The 18751-nt window shown below is 47.9% G+C and carries 19 protein-coding genes and 1 tRNA gene; 7 read left to right on the forward strand and 13 right to left on the reverse strand.

Going from position 1 to position 18751, the window contains the following annotated elements; genetic code table 11:
• Positions 1-58: 58 nt before the first annotated feature.
• The gene (locus ABV409_RS04800) at positions 59-643 is read left to right on the forward strand and encodes a uracil-DNA glycosylase family protein (RefSeq protein ID WP_353876410.1); all 585 of its coding nucleotides are present in this window, start codon (positions 59-61) and stop codon (positions 641-643) included.
• On the opposite strand, the gene ABV409_RS04805 is transcribed toward ABV409_RS04800, so the two are convergent.
• From ABV409_RS04805 to ABV409_RS04820, 4 genes are all read right to left on the reverse strand, one after another.
• Positions 612-1193: a Crp/Fnr family transcriptional regulator gene (locus ABV409_RS04805; protein ID WP_353876411.1), complete on the reverse strand. Its 582-nt coding sequence runs from the start codon at positions 1191-1193 to the stop codon at positions 612-614. The two genes, ABV409_RS04800 and ABV409_RS04805, sit on opposite strands and share 32 nt — an antisense overlap.
• Positions 1194-1211: 18 nt before the next feature.
• Entirely contained in the window at positions 1212-1790 is a 579-nt protein-coding gene (locus ABV409_RS04810; protein WP_353876412.1) for a DinB family protein, read from the reverse strand.
• A 78-nt stretch (positions 1791-1868) separates the two neighbouring features.
• Positions 1869-2372, reverse strand: coding sequence for a hypothetical protein (locus tag ABV409_RS04815; protein WP_353876413.1), 504 nt, complete (start codon positions 2370-2372; stop codon positions 1869-1871).
• A gap of 10 nt (positions 2373-2382) precedes the next feature.
• Positions 2383-2985 carry a carboxymuconolactone decarboxylase family protein gene (locus ABV409_RS04820; RefSeq protein WP_353876414.1) on the reverse strand — a complete coding sequence of 201 codons (603 nt, stop codon included), beginning with the start codon at positions 2983-2985 and terminating at the stop codon, positions 2383-2385.
• A 49-nt stretch (positions 2986-3034) separates the two neighbouring features.
• On the opposite strand from ABV409_RS04820, the gene ABV409_RS04825 reads away from it, so the two are divergent.
• From ABV409_RS04825 to ABV409_RS04835, 3 genes are read left to right on the forward strand one after another with little or no spacing between them, the layout of a single operon-like run.
• Positions 3035-3463, forward strand: a complete 429-nt coding sequence (locus tag ABV409_RS04825; protein ID WP_353876415.1) for an OsmC family protein — start codon at positions 3035-3037, stop codon at positions 3461-3463.
• 9 nt (positions 3464-3472) lie between these two features.
• Positions 3473-5161, forward strand: coding sequence for a single-stranded-DNA-specific exonuclease RecJ (gene recJ, locus ABV409_RS04830; protein WP_353876416.1), 1689 nt, complete (start codon positions 3473-3475; stop codon positions 5159-5161).
• A gap of 12 nt (positions 5162-5173) precedes the next feature.
• Complete coding sequence (locus ABV409_RS04835) at positions 5174-6442, forward strand: MFS transporter (RefSeq protein ID WP_353876417.1); 1269 nt, start codon at positions 5174-5176, stop codon at positions 6440-6442.
• An 11-nt stretch (positions 6443-6453) separates the two neighbouring features.
• On the opposite strand, the gene ABV409_RS04840 is transcribed toward ABV409_RS04835, so the two are convergent.
• From ABV409_RS04840 to ABV409_RS04865, 6 genes are all read right to left on the reverse strand, one after another.
• Entirely contained in the window at positions 6454-6795 is a 342-nt protein-coding gene (locus ABV409_RS04840; protein WP_353876418.1) for a cupin domain-containing protein, read from the reverse strand.
• 3 nt (positions 6796-6798) lie between these two features.
• Positions 6799-7569, reverse strand: coding sequence for a UDP-2,3-diacylglucosamine diphosphatase (locus tag ABV409_RS04845; RefSeq protein ID WP_353876419.1), 771 nt, complete (start codon positions 7567-7569; stop codon positions 6799-6801).
• 19 nt (positions 7570-7588) lie between these two features.
• A complete protein-coding gene (locus ABV409_RS04850; RefSeq protein ID WP_353876420.1) occupies positions 7589-8752 on the reverse strand; it encodes a Gfo/Idh/MocA family protein in 1164 nt (387 codons plus the stop codon).
• Positions 8753-8894: 142 nt separating this feature from the next.
• Positions 8895-9662 (reverse strand): enoyl-CoA hydratase/isomerase family protein, encoded by a 768-nt coding sequence (locus ABV409_RS04855; protein ID WP_353876421.1) that lies wholly within the window; start codon positions 9660-9662, stop codon positions 8895-8897.
• Between the two features lie 21 nt (positions 9663-9683).
• Positions 9684-11021 (reverse strand): MATE family efflux transporter, encoded by a 1338-nt coding sequence (locus tag ABV409_RS04860; protein WP_353876422.1) that lies wholly within the window; start codon positions 11019-11021, stop codon positions 9684-9686.
• Between the two features lie 9 nt (positions 11022-11030).
• Entirely contained in the window at positions 11031-11531 is a 501-nt protein-coding gene (locus tag ABV409_RS04865) for a GNAT family N-acetyltransferase (protein WP_353876423.1), read from the reverse strand.
• Positions 11532-11585: 54 nt separating this feature from the next.
• Between ABV409_RS04865 and ABV409_RS04870 the strand changes: the two genes are divergently transcribed.
• The 3 genes from ABV409_RS04870 (at position 11586) to ABV409_RS04880 (ending at position 13262) form a co-directional block, all read left to right on the forward strand.
• A complete protein-coding gene (locus ABV409_RS04870) occupies positions 11586-12383 on the forward strand; it encodes a universal stress protein (protein WP_353876424.1) in 798 nt (265 codons plus the stop codon).
• A 51-nt stretch (positions 12384-12434) separates the two neighbouring features.
• Positions 12435-12511, forward strand: a tRNA-Ala gene (locus tag ABV409_RS04875).
• Positions 12512-12551: 40 nt separating this feature from the next.
• The gene (locus ABV409_RS04880) at positions 12552-13262 is read left to right on the forward strand and encodes an SDR family oxidoreductase (RefSeq protein ID WP_353876425.1); all 711 of its coding nucleotides are present in this window, start codon (positions 12552-12554) and stop codon (positions 13260-13262) included.
• Here the strand turns inward: ABV409_RS04880 and ABV409_RS04885 are convergent, their stop codons facing one another.
• The 3 genes from ABV409_RS04885 to kbl form a co-directional block, all read right to left on the reverse strand.
• Positions 13263-16016: a PD-(D/E)XK nuclease family protein gene (locus ABV409_RS04885; protein ID WP_353876426.1), complete on the reverse strand. Its 2754-nt coding sequence runs from the start codon at positions 16014-16016 to the stop codon at positions 13263-13265. It lies immediately after the preceding gene.
• Between the two features lie 68 nt (positions 16017-16084).
• Positions 16085-17443 carry an OmpA family protein gene (locus tag ABV409_RS04890; RefSeq protein WP_353876427.1) on the reverse strand — a complete coding sequence of 453 codons (1359 nt, stop codon included), beginning with the start codon at positions 17441-17443 and terminating at the stop codon, positions 16085-16087.
• Positions 17444-17556: 113 nt separating this feature from the next.
• Complete coding sequence (gene kbl, locus ABV409_RS04895; RefSeq protein ID WP_353876428.1) at positions 17557-18750, reverse strand: glycine C-acetyltransferase; 1194 nt, start codon at positions 18748-18750, stop codon at positions 17557-17559.
• Position 18751: the final 1 nt, after the last annotated feature.

Consider the following 18751-nt stretch of genomic DNA (forward strand, 5'->3'; position numbering starts at 1 on the left):
GAAATACCCCGGCCTTTGACCGGGGTATTTTGCTTTTCGTTAAATTCCACTTGAATTTATGGAACAACTCCTTTCCGAAATCCGAAATTGTGAAGTTTGTGTACCTCATCTAGAGCTGGGCCCGAGACCCATTGTCACCGCCCATAACGATTCAAAAATCGCAATTGTCGGACAGGCACCGGGTTCGAAAGTGCACCAAAGTGGGATTCCATGGGACGACCCCAGTGGCAAACAGTTGCGAAAGTGGTTGGGGGTGACCGATACCCAATTTTACGACGAACGCCTTTTCGCCCTAATCCCGATGGGATTTTGTTACCCCGGAAAAGGAAGTTCGGGCGATCTGCCGCCACGACCCGAATGCGCCCCGCTATGGCATGATCGGTTATTTGAACGAATGCCCAAACTTCAGCTCATCATTTTGATCGGCCAATATGCCCAACATCGGTATTTGGATGCCGAAAGAAAAAAGAACCTAACTGAAACCGTACGGGCCTTTGAAGACTATTTGCCTCGGCATTTCGTTTTGCCCCATCCTTCACCTAGAAATCGATTTTGGCTGGCCAAGAACCCTTGGTTTGAGACCTTGGTGCTGCCCGAATTGGAACGTCGGGTCAATAGCGCACTGTCGCCCGGAGCCGACTGAAGGTTTCCGGTTTCATATTCAGATAAGAAGCGAGGTATTTTTGAGGAATGACCTTTAAATCATCGGGGCACCGTTTCATAAAGGCGATATAGCGTGCCTCCGCACTTAAGGTCAAAAGCTCCACTTCACGGTACAGGCGACCGAACAAGATATCACGGAAAAAATGATGGGCCCATTCGTGGAACGCCGGATTTTCGAACAACGCACGATAATCCCTTCGATCGATGGCCAGCAGGGTCGAGGGCTTTAAAGCTTCTAGGAAGGTGTCGGACGGTTTTTGGTCTAGAAAAGAATCGAACACTCCTGAAGGGCTACCCGCATAGGAAAATCCCAGCACTACTTTTTCGCCTTTTTGATTCAGTAGGTAAATCGCCTGTACCCCTTCGACGACCACATAGAAATGCTTTTCGATCCGCCCGGCTTCGGTAATCAACTCGTTTTGTTTGAAGGTACATGGTTTCCACAATCGAAGGAATCGGGATTCCGCTTCGCCTTGCATCCTGATTGTTTTGAAAACGCCTTTCAATAGATTGACCTGCCGTTCTTCCATATCCCATAAAGATACAGATCACCCATCGGTCGACAAGATTCCATCGATTTGAACCATATGCCGTTCCATATGGCAGATTAGGAATTCGAAAGCCTCGGGCAAGTAAAAGCGTACGATCGGGCCTATTGCAGAGGTCAATCGCGTTCTTCGAAGCTGTTTCAAACGACTGGCGAGCAATTGTGCTTTCAAGGTGTTGTGGCATTCCGAAAATCGTTGGAAAACCATCGTTGCATCTTCAACGGCCATACCCGTTTTGGGCAGCAAGGGTTCGAACCGCTTCAAGGTCTTCATCTTGAAGGGGCGCTTCTTCCCTTTAGGGCGTTGCCCTTCAATGACGAAAGTTTGCCAGAGTCCCACTTTATGGGTCCAAGGGCCTTCTGAATCCATTTCCGATTCGCGTAGTACGGTAGCGATTTTATCGCGGTACAAATCGTAAGAGATGCTTAAATGTTCCAAGACTTCGAGGAGATTCCAAGAGGTGGGAGTGGGGCGTTTTAGCAAGGTGTCCAAAGGCAGGTTTTCGAACTGCGAAACCCGATGCAATAGTCGATTCAAGCGTTGGATCTGGTTTTCTGGAGTTAGGATGGGTTTGGCCATGACCGTTCGTTTTTTGATTTAGGTCAAAGGTCGGCCGAAACGCCACGGCAAAACTTGATACAGGTCAAGATTTTCATTTCAGCGATTCGCTGAAATATTGTTGATGGCCTTATCGAATTCAATGGCTGATTTTATCGCATAGTAAAGCGATCCAAAAATCAAAATTTTCAAAATAAGACCTTTGAATAAACTTGATGGATCCAAATAAATAGAGTAGCCAAACAAAGCAATAACGAAAACAGTACCTAATACAACGCTTTTAATTGGATAGTCGTTGATGGCAAAACCACAGATGGAAATGAAAATACTCAGTCCTGCCATAATCATGAAATCGTCGTCTAAAAGCGACCCTTTGTAGAACGAATAAAACAAAATCAGCAACATGCCCAATCCCAAAGAGAACAATACCCATTTGGCACGATTTAAGGAGTGGGTTACTTCCTGAAGACTCTCGTTTGCCCGGAAAATACCAGTAATGTGCTTTGATTTTTGTTCTTCGGAGGCATTAAAAGGCAGACCACAATTTGGGCATACCAAATCGGTTGCCTTATGTTCAAACTTGCAGAATGAGCAGTTGGCCATAGGTCAAGTGCTAATATTTGGAACCATCATGTTTGCCTTTTTCCCAACCGTATTTACCGAGGTATTGGTCGCCGCTTTCTACGGCGCCCTCTTCAATGGAGGTCCCCATAGAGTCGTTCCATCGGTTAAGGTATCCGAAAAGGGAGATGACACCGAGCATTTCGACGATTTCACCATCGGTCCAATGTTCGTGCAATCGGGCCTTGATTTCAGCATTCACCGTATTGGGTACCTGAGACGCTGCTAAAGAAAAGTCCAAGGCGGCACGTTCCGCTTCTGAAAAGGCAGGATGGGTGCGGTATTCCCAGATATTGTCCAATTGCTCTTGTTCGGCCCCATAGCGTTCGGCGGCACGAATGGCATGCGCTTGGCAATACCGGCAACCGGTAGCGTTACTGCTTACCCAGGCGATCATCCGCTTCAAGGCGGAGGTGACCTTGCCCTCGTTCGCCATTACGGCCTTATTCAAGTTAATAAAGGCCTTTGATATCGCGGGGCGATGCTGCATGGTCAATACCGAATTGGGGCAAAAACCTAAGGTTTCATTGAAGAATGCGGCCAATTCGCGGGTTTCGGGGTCGTGGTTCGGATCTAAGGGTTCAACAAGTGCCATGCTGGATTGAATTATCGTATTTTTAATGGCTACAAGAAACAATAATCACATGGCAAATACAAATCACATAACGACCAAATGGAAGGGTGGAATGGCCTTCGAAAGCAATAATCCGTCAGGGCTTACCCTGACCATTGATGCAGGCCCGGAAAATGGGGGCGAAGGCGCCGGATTCCGCCCAAAAGCCTTGATGCTTTCCTCTTTAGCGGGTTGTTCCGGACTTGATGTGGCCTCCCTCATCCAAAAAATGAAGTTGGAAGTCGATACCTTCCACATTGAGACCATCGGTAACCTGACCGACGAACACCCGAAGTACTATGATACCGTTAAGATCGAATACCATTTTTACGGTACCGATCTGAACGAAGCCAAACTGCAGCGTGCCGTAGACCTTTCGATCGAAAAGTATTGCGGTGTCATGGAGATGTTCAGAAGGTTCGCCGAGTTGGACATCGCAACGATTTTTCACCATAAGTAGCCATTACCCTTGCGTTGGACCCTTAAACCAAAACCATTGGCCCCGGACACCTTGAGGTTGACCGAGGCGCTACAGGTACCCCCATTGATCGCGGAATTGCTTTTGCAACGCGGGGTGACCGATTTCGCAGCGGCCAAGCGTTTTTTTCGACCCCAATTGGAGGAGTTGCACGACCCCTTTTTGATGGCCGACATGGAACAGGCCGTTTCGCGACTTGAAGCGGCGATGGATAAAGGGGAGTATATTTTGGTCTATGGGGACTATGATGTCGACGGTACCACGGCGGTGGCCTTACTTTTTTCCTATCTCAAGAAACGCTACGATAAGGTAGCGACTTACATACCCGATCGCTATGATGAAGGGTATGGTGTTTCCTATAAAGGGATCGACTTTGCCGATGATAACGGGATTTCATTGATCATCGCGTTGGACTGCGGCATCAAAGCCATTGATAAGGTCGCATATGCTCAGGAGAAAGGAATCGATTTTATCATTTGCGACCACCACCGACCTGGAGACCGGTTGCCCGATGCCTTCGCGGTTTTAGATCCCAAAAGAACCGATTGTGCGTATCCGTATAAAGAACTTTGTGGTTGTGGGGTAGGCTTTAAACTCATCCAGGCGTTGGAAATCCGCCAAGGGCGTTCGATCGATTCCTTACGATCGTATCTCGATCTGGTGGCAACCGCTATCGCTGCCGATATCGTGCCCATGACCGGAGAAAACCGGATCTTGGCGTATTACGGCCTACAACAGCTTAATCAAGATCCTCGCATTGGCCTGAAAGGAATTATCGAGCACATCAAAAAATCACAGCTGACCATAACCGATGTGGTCTTTATCATCGCACCGAGGATCAATGCCGCAGGACGTATGCGCCACGGGCAGTTCGCTGTTGACCTTTTGATTGCAGACGATTGGGATCGGGCCCAGGCTATCGCCGCCGAAATCGAAAACTTCAATGCAGACCGAAGGGGCACCGACCAGATGATTACCGAAGAAGCCTTGGCGCAGATTACTTCCAATAACGAAGAAGAACGCCATACCACTGTTGTCCTGGGATCCCATTGGCATAAGGGGGTTATCGGAATCGTTGCCTCGCGTTTGATCGAAACCTATTACCGACCCACCCTGGTCTTTACGAAAAGCGGTGGCAAATTGGCCGCTTCCGCCCGTTCGGTCAAAGGGTTTGATGTGTATAAGGCCCTTGAAGCCTGTTCCGAACATATCGAGCAATTCGGGGGCCATAAGTATGCGGCAGGTCTTACACTATCCGAAGATCAATATGAACCCTTTAAGGCCAAATTCGAACAGGTAGTTGCCGATACCCTACCGACCGAACTGCGTACCCCTGAAATCGTCATTGACCAACAAATTGCCTTGGGCGATATCAATGCGAAGCTGTTGCGGATCCTAAAACAGTTCGCCCCTTTCGGACCGGGAAATATGATGCCAACCTTTATGGCCCATAAAGTGGCCGATTCAGGCTATGCCAAAACCGTTGGGGAGACCGGTAAACACCTCAAACTTGCTTTGACCCAAAACGGCAGTGTGCCCATTGGCGGTATCGGTTTCGGCTTGGGGGAAAAATTGCCCGTTGTAAAGCGACATCGGTATTTCGATGTGGTCTTTGCCGTTGAGGAAAACGAATGGAATGGACGAAAGAACATCCAACTGAAACTAAAGGACATCCAATGAAACCAGCGATACATGGCCTCTAAAATCGATCCCTATGCAGCCTTGCGGTACCGCGAGTTCAACATATTCCTGTTGGTCCGGTTCGCCATGGTATTCGCATGGTCGATGCAGTTCATCGTCATTGAATGGCAGGTCTACTCCATGACCAAAGACCCCTTGGCCTTGGGGATCATCGGTTTGATGGAGATCATTCCGGCGGTTAGTATCGCCCTCTTTGCGGGTCATGTGGTCGACCAAAGTGAAAAACGCGATTTATTGGTGAAATGCATCATCGGTTTCTCGGTGATCAGTTTCGGGCTGTTTTGGGTGACCTTACCTAGTGTGGAAGCGCGTTATTCATCAAAACAGATTTTGTATGCCATCTATGGCTTGGTGTTCTTGGGAGGCTTGGTGCGGGCTTTCATTGGTCCGACCATCTTCTCCCTGATCGCCTTGATCGTGCCAAAACGACTGTATCCGAACGCCGCAACTTGGAGTAGTTCGACCTGGCAGTTCGCCTCCGTAGTCGGACCTGCCTTTGCGGGTTTTTCAATTGGGTGGATCGGGGTGCATTGGTCGCTCTGTATCATATTCGGGTTTTCGGTCTTGGCCCTGTTGTTCCTCTTCCGGATCAAGCGAAAGCCCATTTTGAACCCAAAGCTCGGCGAGCCCATATTCAAAAGTTTGAAAGACGGATTACAGTATGTATTCAAAACGAAGGCCATTTTCGGTGCTTTGACGCTCGATATGATCGCCGTACTGTTCGGCGGTGCTGTCGCCCTCTTGCCCATCTACGCCCAAGATATCCTTCACGTCGGCGCAGAAGGCTTCGGCATATTGAGGGCCGCCCCTGCTGTCGGGGCCTCGATAACCATGTTGGGGTCAACACGCTTTCCCTTGCATAAAAAAGCGGGGAAGAAACTACTCTGGGCCGTATTCGCTTTCGGCATCTGCATCATCGTATTCGGAATTTCAGAACTATTCTGGGTATCCGTGGCAGCCTTGTTCATCAGTGGTGCCGTCGATGGGGTATCGATGATCATTCGACAGACCATATTACAACTCAAGACCCCGGATCATATGCGGGGCAGGGTGGCTTCGGTAAATTCCATTTTCGTGGGGTCATCAAACGAATTGGGGGCATTTGAAAGTGGATTGGCGGCCAAACTCCTTGGTACGGTGCGTGCAGTGGTTTTCGGAGGATGTATGACCTTATTGACCGTAGGTACAACCGCTTTGGTCTCTCCGACCTTCCGCAAATTGGATCTCTCAAAAGATGTCGAAGATCAACAATCGGAATAACCTTTAGGCAATTAGACCAATTCAACGCGATCACCTCGCGTAGGGGGTGTTGAGATGACCAAAAATTCCAAGGGTACGGCTTGATCGTTCTTGATGCGGTGTTTGGTGTTAGGAGGTATGGCAATGCCTTCACCAGGATGCAAAAACAGCAGCTGCCCTTCCAATTCAAAAGTAGCCGTTCCTTGGAGTACCCTAAAGAACTGTTGGGCTTTTTCGTGATAATGCCATTGTTCTTCGGTCTGGGGAGGCATCGATTCCTCGATGATGCACAAGTCCTCATTTTCGACCATGATCCAGCCAGAACATCCTTTCCCCCAAGAATAATGGTTGTTTTTTTCCTTGGATAGTACCATGGCCTAGTCCGAATCGAGTTCCTTTAAGGTCAAGCGCTCTCCGTCGAAGACGGCATAGGTAAAGTACTTGATCCAGTCCCCCAGATTAATATAGGTCGATGAGGGATTGAGTTCGATTTCCAAAGGAAGGTGGCGATGTCCGAAAATGAAGAAGTCATAGTGGGCGGTTTCCAATTTGCGTTTGCAGTACTGTATCAGCCATTCCTTGTCCTCACCCAAGAATTTGGCGTCGGCCTCCCCTGAGATAATGCGGTTGTTGACCGAAAGGTGTTGCGCCAAGCGCACCCCTAAATCAGGATGAAGCCAGCGAAAGAGCCACTTCGCGAACGGATTGGTGAACACTTTCTTCATTCGTTTGAACCCCTTATCACCCGGACCCAGACCATCGCCGTGGCCGATCAAGAACCGCCGATCGTTAATGGTGATCACTTGGGGTTTGTGATGTACGGGGATTTGTAGTTCTTCTTCGAAATAGCCGTTCATCCAAAGGTCATGGTTGCCGACAAAGTAGGTAATGGGTATACCCGCATCCGACAATTCGGCCAGTTTCCCCAAAGTACGCGTAAAGCCCTTGGGCACCACTGTTTTGTATTCGAACCAAAAGTCGAAAAGATCACCCATCAAATAGATGGCGGCGGCATCCGCTTTGATCGAATCGAGCCATTGTACGAAACGTTTCTCCCGAGGCATGCTCGCTTTGGAAGTAGGGGCCCCCAAATGGTTGTCGCTGGCGAAATAGACTTTTTTTCCTTTGGGCAGGGTCAAGGTATCCATTGGGGTTAAATTTACGAAACTAAGGTGCGTTTATTCCAAAAAAGGTATTCCAATCGATACTTCGCCCCATTTCAGCAGAGGCCTTGGCCGCTTCCAAGATTTGCATGGTGATCAAGTTGTTTTCCAAACTCGAAACCCCGAAACGGGGTTCTTGGTAGCCTTTGGATACGATTTGGTTCAAAAATGCGAAGGGATCGTGCAACCCCATAGGTAGTGCATCGGCATTGCTATTCTTGACCCCTTCCGACTCGTTTTCCAAAAAAGCCATTGCCGTACCATCGAAGCAATGGACATAGCCCGTTTTGCCATAGATTTCCATGTCCTTTCTATTATGCGACCAGTTCCATGAGGCTTGTATGATGACTTGGGTAGTTTCATAGTCCAGAATAATGGTGGCATCGTCTTCGACTTGAGGATACCGCTCGGGTTTGTATTGCCTGGTGATTGCGGTGACGGTGTTCGGGGTTTTACCGTTCAAAAACCAGGTGGCGAGGTTGGCCCCGTAGCAACCAAAATCGGTCAAGGCACCCCCACCGTTTTGAACGGGGTCGATCAACCATTCCAAAAACTCACTGTTGACCCCGATTTCCTCTGGTCCGGGATGGCCGTGATGGAACACCATGCGCTGTATCGCGCCGATTTTGTGTTCTTTGTTTACCCATTCGTACGCCTTTTGGTTCGATCCGTACCAAGAGGTCTCATAGTTTGTCAAGAGGGCGATACCATGGGTTTTCGCCAGCAAAGCCATTTGTTGCGCATGTTCCCAATTGACCGCCAAGGGCTTTTCTACCATGACGTGCACTCCTTTGGGTGCAAAGAACCGCACCACCTGCAAATGATCATAAATCGTATTGAACGCAGTAACTGCTTCCGGCTTGACCTGTTCGTAAAGGGCGTCCATCGAATCAAAAACGATATCCATTGAATAACCATGTTGTTCGCTGTACTGTTGTGCCAGTTCTCGATTCGGCTCCACAATGCCCACGATTTCGATATCGCCCCATTTTTCACGCCCCAATATCCAATGGACATGGGTGTGGACCAATCCGATGACCGCGACTTTCAAAGGGGTTCCTTGATAATAGTCGGTCGTTGCGGTTACATCATCAATGGGCTGGGCATCTTCCATTCGTTGTTGTTTGCAGGCGCTCAAGGATAAAAGCAGCGTGAATGCGATAAGCAAATATGAACTTTTGGTTTCCATACGGTTTAATCCCTTTTGAATCGATTCCGGTTTCGAATTCGCATGATAACATAAACGGCAATGACCAACACCGCCACCATGGGCAACACGTAGTCGCTATTTAGAAAAGAGAGGACATCCATTATTTTTTGAATTTTTCCAGTGTTTTTTTGGTAAAGGGCGACAGGGCCAAGCTACCTGAAATTTGAGCCCGTTGTGCGAGCAGCGTATCCCAGTCTTCAGTGCCTTCCCACAAAATCCGTTTCATGGCCGAAAGGGCATCGGCATTGTAGGACGCCAATTGCTGCAAGTGATGGTCGATTTCTTTATCCATCTCAGAAAGGGTATCGTACACCTTGGCATACAGGCCTTTTTCTTTCGCCCAGTAGGCGTTTTTCCATTCTGTGGGCGCCAGTGAAAGTTCGCCCAAGGCCGCTTTTCCGATTTTGCGTTCGACGGCCGGTGCTATGACAAATGGACCGATGCCAACAGCGATCTCTGAGAGTTTGATGGCCGCATCAACAGTGGCATAGGCATAATCACATGAGGCCGCCAAGCCGACGCCGCCCCCAACAGCCTTGCCTTGAATGCGGCCGATGATCGGTTTCGGACACTTGCGCATCGCGTTGATGACCCGGCCGAACCCATTGAAAAATCGTTTCCCCTCATCAGGGGTCGAAATGGCCACCAATTCTTGAAACGAGGCCCCGGCGCAAAAGGCGCGCTCTCCTTCCGATTTCAAAAGGATGGCGTTCACATCGGGATCATCGGAAACCTTTTCGATTTCAGCAACAAGACGATCCAACAATTCGGAAACGAAGGAATTACTTGCCGGATGGCCGAATTCGATAATCGCTATTCGGTTGGCGATTTTAGTATAAAGACTGCCGTTCGGTCTTTCGGTGCCCATAGTATTCGATTTCCATCAAAATTAAGGGTTTTGAAGCAAGGGTTTGAATTTTCGTCGGAACTTCACTACCAGCGCACCTCCCCGGATCGCCATCCACACCACGAAAGCCATCCAAATGGCATAAAACCCCCATCCTAGATACTGTCCGATGTATAAGGTGGGAATGAAACCAAGGAAGGTGGCCCCAAGCAAAACGTTGCGTAAGTATTTCATCTCTCCGAGCCCCTTGAACAATCCGTCAAAAACAAAAGCCAAGGTGTTCATGGGCAGCCCTAGGATCACGATAAAGAAAATACCGTAAAAGGTGTCCAAAACGATGGCTTCGTTCGAGAAAATACGTCCTAGCGGGTAATAGAATACAAATCCCAAGAGCATTAAGACCAGACTGACGACCAGTCCGTAGGTAATGATTTTTTTAGCTAAGGACCATAAGCCTGCATAGTCTTTCGCACCCAATAATTTTCCACCCATACTATTACCGGCAGCGCCATAACCATCGATGAAGAAGGCGGCGAACAGCCACAGATTGATGGCAATGGTGTGCGCGCCGATAAAACGATCTCCTAAGGCGGTGGCTTCCCGAACGGCCAAGATCAAGGCCACGTTCAACGAAATGGCCCTGACGAATAAATTCAAGCTCATAAAGACCAATCGTTTGAGTTCTTTGTTCAAAGGAAACCGTAAGCGTAGGCTTAGATCGGTCTTTTTCTTGAACAAAAAGAAAACCGAAAGCGCCATGACAGCCTGTGAAATCAGGCTGGCCCAGGCAGCGCCTTCAAGGTGTAATGGAGGGATGATGCCGTCGATGCCATAGACCAAGACCAGGTCTAGAACGATGTTCAAACCGGCTCCGATCAATGCCACGACCATGGGGTAGTAGGTGTTTTGTAGGCCCCTGAATATCCCGAAAACGGCAAAAGTGAACAAGGTCAATGGAAAGCCCCAAACGCGGATACCGTAGTAGGAAACACAGAATTCAAGCAGCTTGCCCGAGGCTTCGAAAAGCCGAAAGATATCTTCGATGAAGAATAAGGTCGACACCAATATGACAATGCTGAGCGAGATATTGAAGAATATGGCCTGGGCCGGAAGGTTTTCGACTTCTTTCAATTTTCCGGCACCTAAATATTGTGAGATAATGGCCGAAATCGAACTACGGGTCTGACCCAGTACCCAAATCATCATGGAAAGAAAGGAGCCTACGATTCCGGTTGCCGCCAAGGATTCCAAACCATCAACGGGAATGTTGCCGACAATTGCCGTATCGGTGATCGACAACAGGGGTTCGGCGATTCCTGATATGGTCGCCGGAACCGCTAATTGGTTGATCGATTTGAAGGTAATACCGCTTTGGGCCATGGGCTTGGGTTATAAAAGCAATTCGTAGCAGTGGAAGGGCGCCTCGCTTTGTTTGGGGAAATACACATCCCCCAATCTATGGTAGCCTCGGGCCTCGTAAAATCGTTGGTTGCGGGTATTCAAGGAAAAGGTATCCAGACGCACTGAAACGCATCCCATTCGGCGGGCTTGTTGCTCGGCGAAATCCATCAATTGACGGGCATGTCCTTTTCCTTGGTGGTCTGGATGGATACAGACGCGATGGATATAGGCATTCCGATCATTTTCCGTCAGCCAATCGATCGCGTGGTATTCGGCATCCATATGTTCAGAAACGACAATGGCCCCGATAAGCTCCGAATTTTCGATTTTCACGAATAGGGCTTCTTGGGCAAGGTCCGTTTCAAAGGCCGAACGCGAGGGGTAATGTTCGTTCCATTGATCAATGCCATTCGCACTCATGAAACGGGCACACGCCCTCGTAATTGCAAGAATATCATCGATTTCGGGTATCTTTGCACGTCGTATCATATGATTGCTTTCGATTAAATTGTAAATTTAGAGTATTAACGTAACAACCAAGCAATGAACAATATTTTGGTACCCGTAGGGACCTCTCCCGATTCCATTGAGACCCTGAAATACGCTATCGACTTCGCGGCCGATTTCGGATCGAAGGTTTATGTCATGGATGTGTTTTCTGTGAGTTCAGGAGCAGGGAATTTGGCCAACATCGAACGGAAAGTAGCGACCAATAGCCGGCAACATATCAAAGAATTGATTGCCGATGTCGACACCAAAGGGGTCGATATCAACATCGCCACATACAATGGGGATATCATCGATGGTTTGTTGGAAATCGATAAGGAGTTGGACATCGACCTGATAGTTATCGCCCCGCGTAGTAATGATATCAATGAGGCACTGTATTTGGGCAACACCTCAGGGCGTATCGTCAAGGAAACCAATATACCTACGCTCATCGTTCCGAAAGGCACACAATACAAACCTGTCGAAACGGTATTGACGGCATTTAAATCCGGGATTTTGAAACGCAATAAAGTCCTGCATCCTTTGATTTCCATCGTGAACAAACATAAGCCTGAGGTCAATCTGTTGTTGGTGAAAACCCCGGGATATTCGGAGGCCGACCTTCAGATAAATACGGCCCTGCTTGATCTTAGCAAGAATTTGACGATCAGTGACAATGCGAACACCTATCTAGGGGTATTGCAACATTTTGAAACCAAGCATCCGGATTTGCTCTGTGTTTTCAGAAGGAAACGCGGCTTTTTCAAAAAGCTCTGGGAAAAGAGTACGGTGTTGAAATCGGAATTTTACGTGCCGGTACCTGTTTTGGTTTTGAGCGTAAAAAAGGATTAAGCCAAAACACATTTTGATACTTGTTCAAAATGTATTTCCTTTGCGCACTCTGGGGGATTAGCTCAGTTGGCTAGAGCGCTTGCCTGGCAGGCAAGAGGTCACCGGTTCGAATCCGGTATTCTCCACCAAAGCCGTCTTTAGGGATGGCTTTTTTTATGCGGTTATATTATGGAAGGATTAGAAGGAAAAGTTGCTTACATCACCGGAGGCAGTAAAGGTATCGGACTGGGTATTGCCCAGGCCTTGTTGGACATAGGTATGAAGGTGGCCATTAGTGCCCGTTCTGAACACTCCTTGGAAGCGGCCGCCAAGCTGTTGGGTCAAGAAAGGGTGCTTTATCTGGTGGCTGACGTATCGAATTTCGAACAAGAGGAAGCAGCGGTTAGCCGCATTTTGGAGACTTGGGATGCTTTGGATGTGGTAATCGCCAATGCCGGAGTGGGTCATTTCGCAGCGGTAGATGAGCTTTCGTTGGAAGCTTGGGACCAAATGATCGCGACGAACCTAAGCGGGGCATTCCATACTTTGAAAGCCGCGGTTCCGGCTTTGAAAAATAGCCAAGGCTATTACTTGTCGATCGCGAGTCTTGCGGGCACGAATTTCTTCGCCAAAGGGGCAGGATATAATGCGAGCAAGTTCGGTTTGGTTGGATTTACCCAAGCAGCCATGTTAGATCTTAGACAATATGGGATCAAGGTGTCCATCATCATGCCCGGTAGTGTAGCAACGTATTTCAATGGCAATGAACCTTCGGATAAGGATGCATGGAAAATCCAACCTGAGGATTTGGGCCAAATCGTGGTCGATTTGCTTAAAATGAATCCAAGGACCTTACCAAGTAAGGTTGAAGTACGACCAAGCCGCCCTGATTTGAAGTGATCATTCTTCCAAATCGTAAATCGGGGTATTCGGGTCGAAAATGGCCAATATCAATTCTTTTAACTGCTCGCTGAAACTTGAGATGACCTCTTGGTCAATAAGACGCTCTTTCGTTCTTGAATGGGCTGAAGACTTGGTCGCGAAGTAGCGAAGGCCCTTTTGAAGGTCTTTTATCGGAACCACAGCAGCGGAAAGCGGGGTGTTTGTATGCTGCGCATTGAACAATAGGGCATAGCACATTAACTGCAGTGCCTTATCTTTTTTTGGGTCGGAGCACGCATCTTCGAAACCGACGATTTCCGTTGCACTTGGAAGTACATTCCCGGTTTTATAGTCCAAAATGACCGTTTGGCCATTGATCGATTCGATGCGATCGATTTTTCCCCTCAATCGAATGGGATTTGGAATTCCGGGCAATGATAGTCCGGTTTCATAACCAGTTTCAACAGCGATCAAATGGATGGAATCTTTTTTGACGCGTTCTCGGTCAAAGGCGACCAAACGGGAAACGTAGGTCAGGATCACTTCAAAGGCGATGAGGTTTTTGCCTTTGCGGGCTCCGTTGTTCGGAAAAAATGCGTTGAAGTGGTCGCTAACAACCTGTACTAAGGAAGCTTCTATGGTATCCAAGGTGTGTTCGGTGATCGTTGTGCCAACATAAGGGCGGTACAGGTCTTCCAAACTATCGTGGATGATCGTACCAAAGGTGTTCGGGGCAATGGTGGCTTCAATGGTTTCGATTTCCTTGATGCCCAGGAGGTATTGCCTATAAAATTGCATCGGATTGCGGATGTAGGTCGCAAGGGAGGAGGGAGAGAATCCTTTTTCGCCGAATTGGTGCAAAGCGAGTACCATCGCATCGGTTTTTGGTATTTCCTTCAAGGGGGTATTTTGGTAAGGAACACGTGGCGAAAGTTTGCGATGGGTAATTTGCCAAGGGATGTCGGTATCGGTCAACAACTGCGAGAGCAATCTACTTTTCTCACCGCCTTCCAAGACATCGGCCTCGGTATTATAGGTCAAATAGACGTTTTTGGCCCTTTGGAGCAAGCGGTAGAAATGGTAGGTATATATAGCGTCTTTTTCTTTATGGGTCGGGAGCGCGAATTCCTTTTTGATATCATATGGGATAAAGGAATTCATGTTCTTGCCACTAGGGAGTATGCCCTCGTTTACGGAACAAAGGATGACCGTCTCGAAATCCAAGGAACGGGTTTCGAGCATCCCCATGATTTGGAGTCCTTTAAAGGGATCGCCTTTAAAGTGTATTCGTGCCGAAGCTACATGGGCATCCAACAGCGGTTTGAGTGCAGCTAGGGTTATGAGTCCGGGATAGTCGGCCAAGGCTTCCTCAAGTGATTTTAAAATGGCCCTTAGTTGCCGATGACTTTCCATTTGAAAAGGGCCTTCGAGAATCCCTTTAGCTTCAAGATCAACCAGCATCCCATAGGCCATCTCAATGAAAAGTCGAGGTCCGAGGGTGGTCGGCCCTATGAACAAGCGTTGTAGGAAATCATTTTCTTCAGCAACCAGCCTTTTCAATTGGTCTTGATCAACAAAAACCGAGTTTCCGGAATGGACGAGACGTTCCAAGGCGCTGACCAAGCCCTTTTGATGGATCTCGATGAGCTGTGCCATCAAGGGGTTCCCTAAAACCTGTAGCAAATCGGTATAGCGCCAACCCTTCTTGGTCTTGGTTAACTGAAAGGCCAGACAATCACTTAGCATGCGATACACAGCGGTGCGTTCGACGGGGTATCCCATGGTGATGTTCACCGGCCCGATATGCTCTGGAAGGGCGTTCATCAATGCCGGCAATAGGGCCTCATCGGCCAAGACCAAAGCGACCTTGTCAAGATGCTGTCGTTGTGCGTGGAGCCGGGCCAAAAGGGAACCGGCATACTTTGCTTGTGAAACGTATTTGGGAATGCCGATAACCTCCATGTGTTTCGGTTCGAGGTAATGTGCCGAGACCCCTTGCAGGGCATTGTTTTTTAAAAAGGGCCATTCCCTCTGGTATTTCCTGATAAAATAGGAGGCGTCATGTTGTGGGTCGTTCAGGAAATAGCGATCGGTGTCCCAGTAAATGCTGTTGTTGGGATGTTCCAGAAATTTCTGAAGGATGCGTTGTTCAGACGTATTCAATGCATTGAACCCAATGAAAACGAAGCTGGAACCACCTTGACGTTCAAGGTAAGTATCGCAATTTTCATACGCTTTTCGGTACAGCAGTCCCTGATGTCCTGCGGATTTGTCAATCAATGCACTGACAAAGCGATCATACATGGGACTTAGGCTATCCCAAAACCGAAGGTAATTCGAGACCAAACTGTTCGATTCCGCTTGTACGCCCCATTCGTTCAATCGTTTCGCTGACGCCAAATAAGAAAACAAGGTTTTGGAATCGATCAAATGCCTATCGATTTCATTGAAATCAGCCAAGAGAAGTTGCCCCCACTTAAGAAAGCTTTCGAGATTTTCCTTTTCGGGGATGTCGGATTCGAGATACGCTTCGTACAACTCGAATGGCAAAAAGGTGTTGGCGATGGGGTCCAAGCCTGAAATCTCCGCGATAAACGCTTCGATACTCTTTATTTCTGGGGCGATTATCGGAGCATCCAGGTAATTGGCAATGTATTTCCTAAGAAAGGTTCCTGATCTGATGCTGGGTACAACGAATACCAAACCACTGAAGTTGGATCTGTCGTTCCAAATCCGGTCGATGATCGTTTCAAGGAATGGTTTCGTTCGCATGGGGTCAAAAAGAAAGCCCCGGCAAAATGCCGAGGCTTAAAGTTATAAAGAGATACTCTTACTTAAACTTACTTCACAAGGTTGATTTCAACCCTTCTGTTTTGGGTTCTACCAGCTCTTGTATTGTTGGTAGCGATTGGCTTGTCTTCACCGTATCCGATGGCGCTCAATCGATCAGCTCCAATTCCTTTGTCGATCAAGAAATCCCTTACGGCATTTGCTCTTGACTCAGAAAGTGATTGGTTCAATTTAGCACTACCAACGCTATCAGTGTGACCTTCTACGGTAAACTTAGCAGTTGGGTACTCGTTCAAGATTTGGATGATGTCTACCATTACTGAAGTTGACTCAGCTTTGATTGAAGACTTACCAGTGTCGAACAAGATAGTTCTTGCGTAGTCGTTCAATTGCTTTTGAACTTCTTCAGTTACTTCTGGACATCCGTTGTTGGCAACAGTTCCAGCAACTTGAGGACATTGGTCGTCTTTATCAAGAACGCTGTCACCATCGCTGTCTGGCCATGGGCAACCTTTGTTTTCAGCAGGACCTGCCTCACTTGGGCAATCGTCATCTTTGTCAGCAACACCGTCACCGTCAGCATCAGGACATCCGGCTAAAGCGGCTGTACCAGCTTCGTTAGGACAAGCGTCGTCTTTGTCAGCAATACCATCGCCATCAGCATCAGGACATCCGTTCATTTCTTTTGAACCAGCTTGGTCAGGACAGCTATCTTTTCCATCTTCGATGCCATCACCGTCAGAATCAGGACATCCGTTGAAAGCTTCCAAACCAGCAACTTCTGGACAAGCATCGTCTTTGTCGTAGATGCCGTCACCATCGGTATCGGTACCACCGAAACGGATGCTAACACCAGCCAAATGTTGGAAGTGCTTTACACCGTAATCTTCGAAGGCATGCTTGTATTGGGTTTGAACGGTTACACCGACATTGTCGTTGAACCAGTAGTTGAAACCAAGACCTCCATTGAAGGTACCGGCTCCGATTTCATCGACCCAAGTATATCCACCACCGATTTCAGCGAATGGATCCAATTTGGTGTTCTTTAAAAAGTTGTATTTGATCGTACCATCAATAGCGTAGTGTGACAAATCATCAGCTTCTACATCGCCCAACTTGTCGATCCTGTTCAAAGACCCACGAACGCCTACTGAGAAACCATCACCCACGTAACGGGAAACGGATACATACGACAAAGAAGGAATGATGTTCCAGTGGTCGTTGGCGTTGAAGTACTCTTCAAACAAATTGCCTGTTGGGTAAGCAGCAGAGTTGTCATTGGTAGGATAAACGTCGATCGCGTTGACACCTATGCTCACCTGCCAAGGGTTATTTTCGTCTTGCGCTTGTAGGTTGTTTAAGCCCAGAACAAGTAAGGCAACAACTAAAAATTTGCTAAGATGTTTCATGTTCAAAATTTTAAGTTTAAGTGTTTATCAGCTGCAAATGTAAGTTGTTAAGAACTATTAACAAAATCAATTTCTCATTTTTTTTGGTGCATTACATGGATTATTTCGTACCGTTAAACGATTTTTAAAGCCCTTCCAACTTCAACAAAAGCGGCGATTGCTTTGTCCAAATGCGCTTGATTATGGGCAGCCGATAACTGCACCCGAATCCGGGCTTTTTCCTTAGGAACCACCGGATAAAAGAAGCCGATGACATAGATGCCCTTTTCCAACAACATATCGGCCATTTGTTGTGACAGCTTGGCGTTATATAGCATCACCGGTACAATGGCACTGTCGCCATCGATGATATCGAATCCAGCTTCTTTCATCCCTTTTTTGAAGTATGCGGTATTCCATTCGAGGCGATCGCGCAAGCTGGTATCGTTTTCCAGCATGTCGAATACTTTGATCGACGCCCCGACTATGGCCGGTGCCAGGGAATTTGAAAATAGATAAGGTCGTGACCGCTGCCGGAGGATTTCGATGATTTCCTTTTTACCGGTGGTATACCCACCCATCGCCCCACCTAAGGCTTTTCCTAAAGTTCCCGTAATGATATCGATGCGTTCCATGACACCTTTTTCTTCAAGTGTACCGCGACCGGTACCGCCGATGAAGCCGGCAGCGTGACATTCGTCGATCATCACCAAGGCGTCATGCTTATCGGCCAGGTCACAGATTTGGTCAAGGGGGGCCAATAGTCCATCCATGGAGAAAACCCCATCGGTTACGATGATCTTGAATCGTGCACCGTCGGTATTGGCTTGCTCCAATTGGGTTTCCAGATCATCCATATCGTTGTTGCGATACCGATACCTTTTCGCTTTACAAAGGCGTACCCCGTCAATGATCGAAGCGTGGTTCAGGGAGTCTGAAATAATGGCGTCTTCGGCCGTCAATAAAGGTTCGAAAACCCCACCATTGGCGTCAAAAGCCGCCGCATATAAAATCGTATCCTCCGTTTTGTAGAAGGAGGCTATCTTGGCCTCAAGCTCTTTATGGATGTCCTGTGTGCCGCAGATGAACCGCACCGAAGACATGCCAAAACCATGGGAATCCAAAGTGGCCTTTGCCGCTTCGATAACTTCAGGATGCGAAGAAAGACCAAGATAGTTGTTGGCGCAGAAGTTGATGACCTCCTCACCGGTCGCTATCTTGATTACCGCATCTTGTGGTGATACGATGACGCGTTCTTTCTTGAATAGACCGGCTTCTTCGATTCCGTCGAGTTCGGCCTGTAAATGTGCTTTTATTTTTCCGTACATG

Source organism: Flagellimonas algarum, from assembly GCF_040513375.1.
In the GTDB taxonomy this organism is placed as follows: domain Bacteria; phylum Bacteroidota; class Bacteroidia; order Flavobacteriales; family Flavobacteriaceae; genus Flagellimonas_B; species Flagellimonas_B algarum.

Bases quoted from the DNA above. Each gene is read 5' to 3' on its own strand.
- ABV409_RS04800 (WP_353876410.1), top strand. From the start codon at position 59: ATGGAACAACTCCTTTCCGAAATCCGAAATTGTGAAGTTTGTGTACCT.
- ABV409_RS04805 (WP_353876411.1), bottom strand. From the start codon at position 1,193: ATGGAAGAACGGCAGGTCAATCTATTGAAAGGCGTTTTCAAAACAATC.
- ABV409_RS04810 (WP_353876412.1), bottom strand. From the start codon at position 1,790: ATGGCCAAACCCATCCTAACTCCAGAAAACCAGATCCAACGCTTGAAT.
- ABV409_RS04815 (WP_353876413.1), bottom strand. From the start codon at position 2,372: ATGGCCAACTGCTCATTCTGCAAGTTTGAACATAAGGCAACCGATTTG.
- ABV409_RS04820 (WP_353876414.1), bottom strand. From the start codon at position 2,985: ATGGCACTTGTTGAACCCTTAGATCCGAACCACGACCCCGAAACCCGC.
- ABV409_RS04825 (WP_353876415.1), top strand. From the start codon at position 3,035: ATGGCAAATACAAATCACATAACGACCAAATGGAAGGGTGGAATGGCC.
- ABV409_RS04835 (WP_353876417.1), top strand. From the start codon at position 5,174: ATGGCCTCTAAAATCGATCCCTATGCAGCCTTGCGGTACCGCGAGTTC.
- ABV409_RS04840 (WP_353876418.1), bottom strand. From the start codon at position 6,795: ATGGTACTATCCAAGGAAAAAAACAACCATTATTCTTGGGGGAAAGGA.
- ABV409_RS04845 (WP_353876419.1), bottom strand. From the start codon at position 7,569: ATGGATACCTTGACCCTGCCCAAAGGAAAAAAAGTCTATTTCGCCAGC.
- ABV409_RS04855 (WP_353876421.1), bottom strand. From the start codon at position 9,662: ATGGGCACCGAAAGACCGAACGGCAGTCTTTATACTAAAATCGCCAAC.
- ABV409_RS04860 (WP_353876422.1), bottom strand. From the start codon at position 11,021: ATGGCCCAAAGCGGTATTACCTTCAAATCGATCAACCAATTAGCGGTT.
- ABV409_RS04865 (WP_353876423.1), bottom strand. From the start codon at position 11,531: ATGATACGACGTGCAAAGATACCCGAAATCGATGATATTCTTGCAATT.
- ABV409_RS04870 (WP_353876424.1), top strand. From the start codon at position 11,586: ATGAACAATATTTTGGTACCCGTAGGGACCTCTCCCGATTCCATTGAG.
- ABV409_RS04880 (WP_353876425.1), top strand. From the start codon at position 12,552: ATGGAAGGATTAGAAGGAAAAGTTGCTTACATCACCGGAGGCAGTAAA.
- ABV409_RS04885 (WP_353876426.1), bottom strand. From the start codon at position 16,016: ATGCGAACGAAACCATTCCTTGAAACGATCATCGACCGGATTTGGAAC.
- ABV409_RS04890 (WP_353876427.1), bottom strand. From the start codon at position 17,443: ATGAAACATCTTAGCAAATTTTTAGTTGTTGCCTTACTTGTTCTGGGC.
- kbl (WP_353876428.1), bottom strand. From the start codon at position 18,750: ATGTACGGAAAAATAAAAGCACATTTACAGGCCGAACTCGACGGAATC.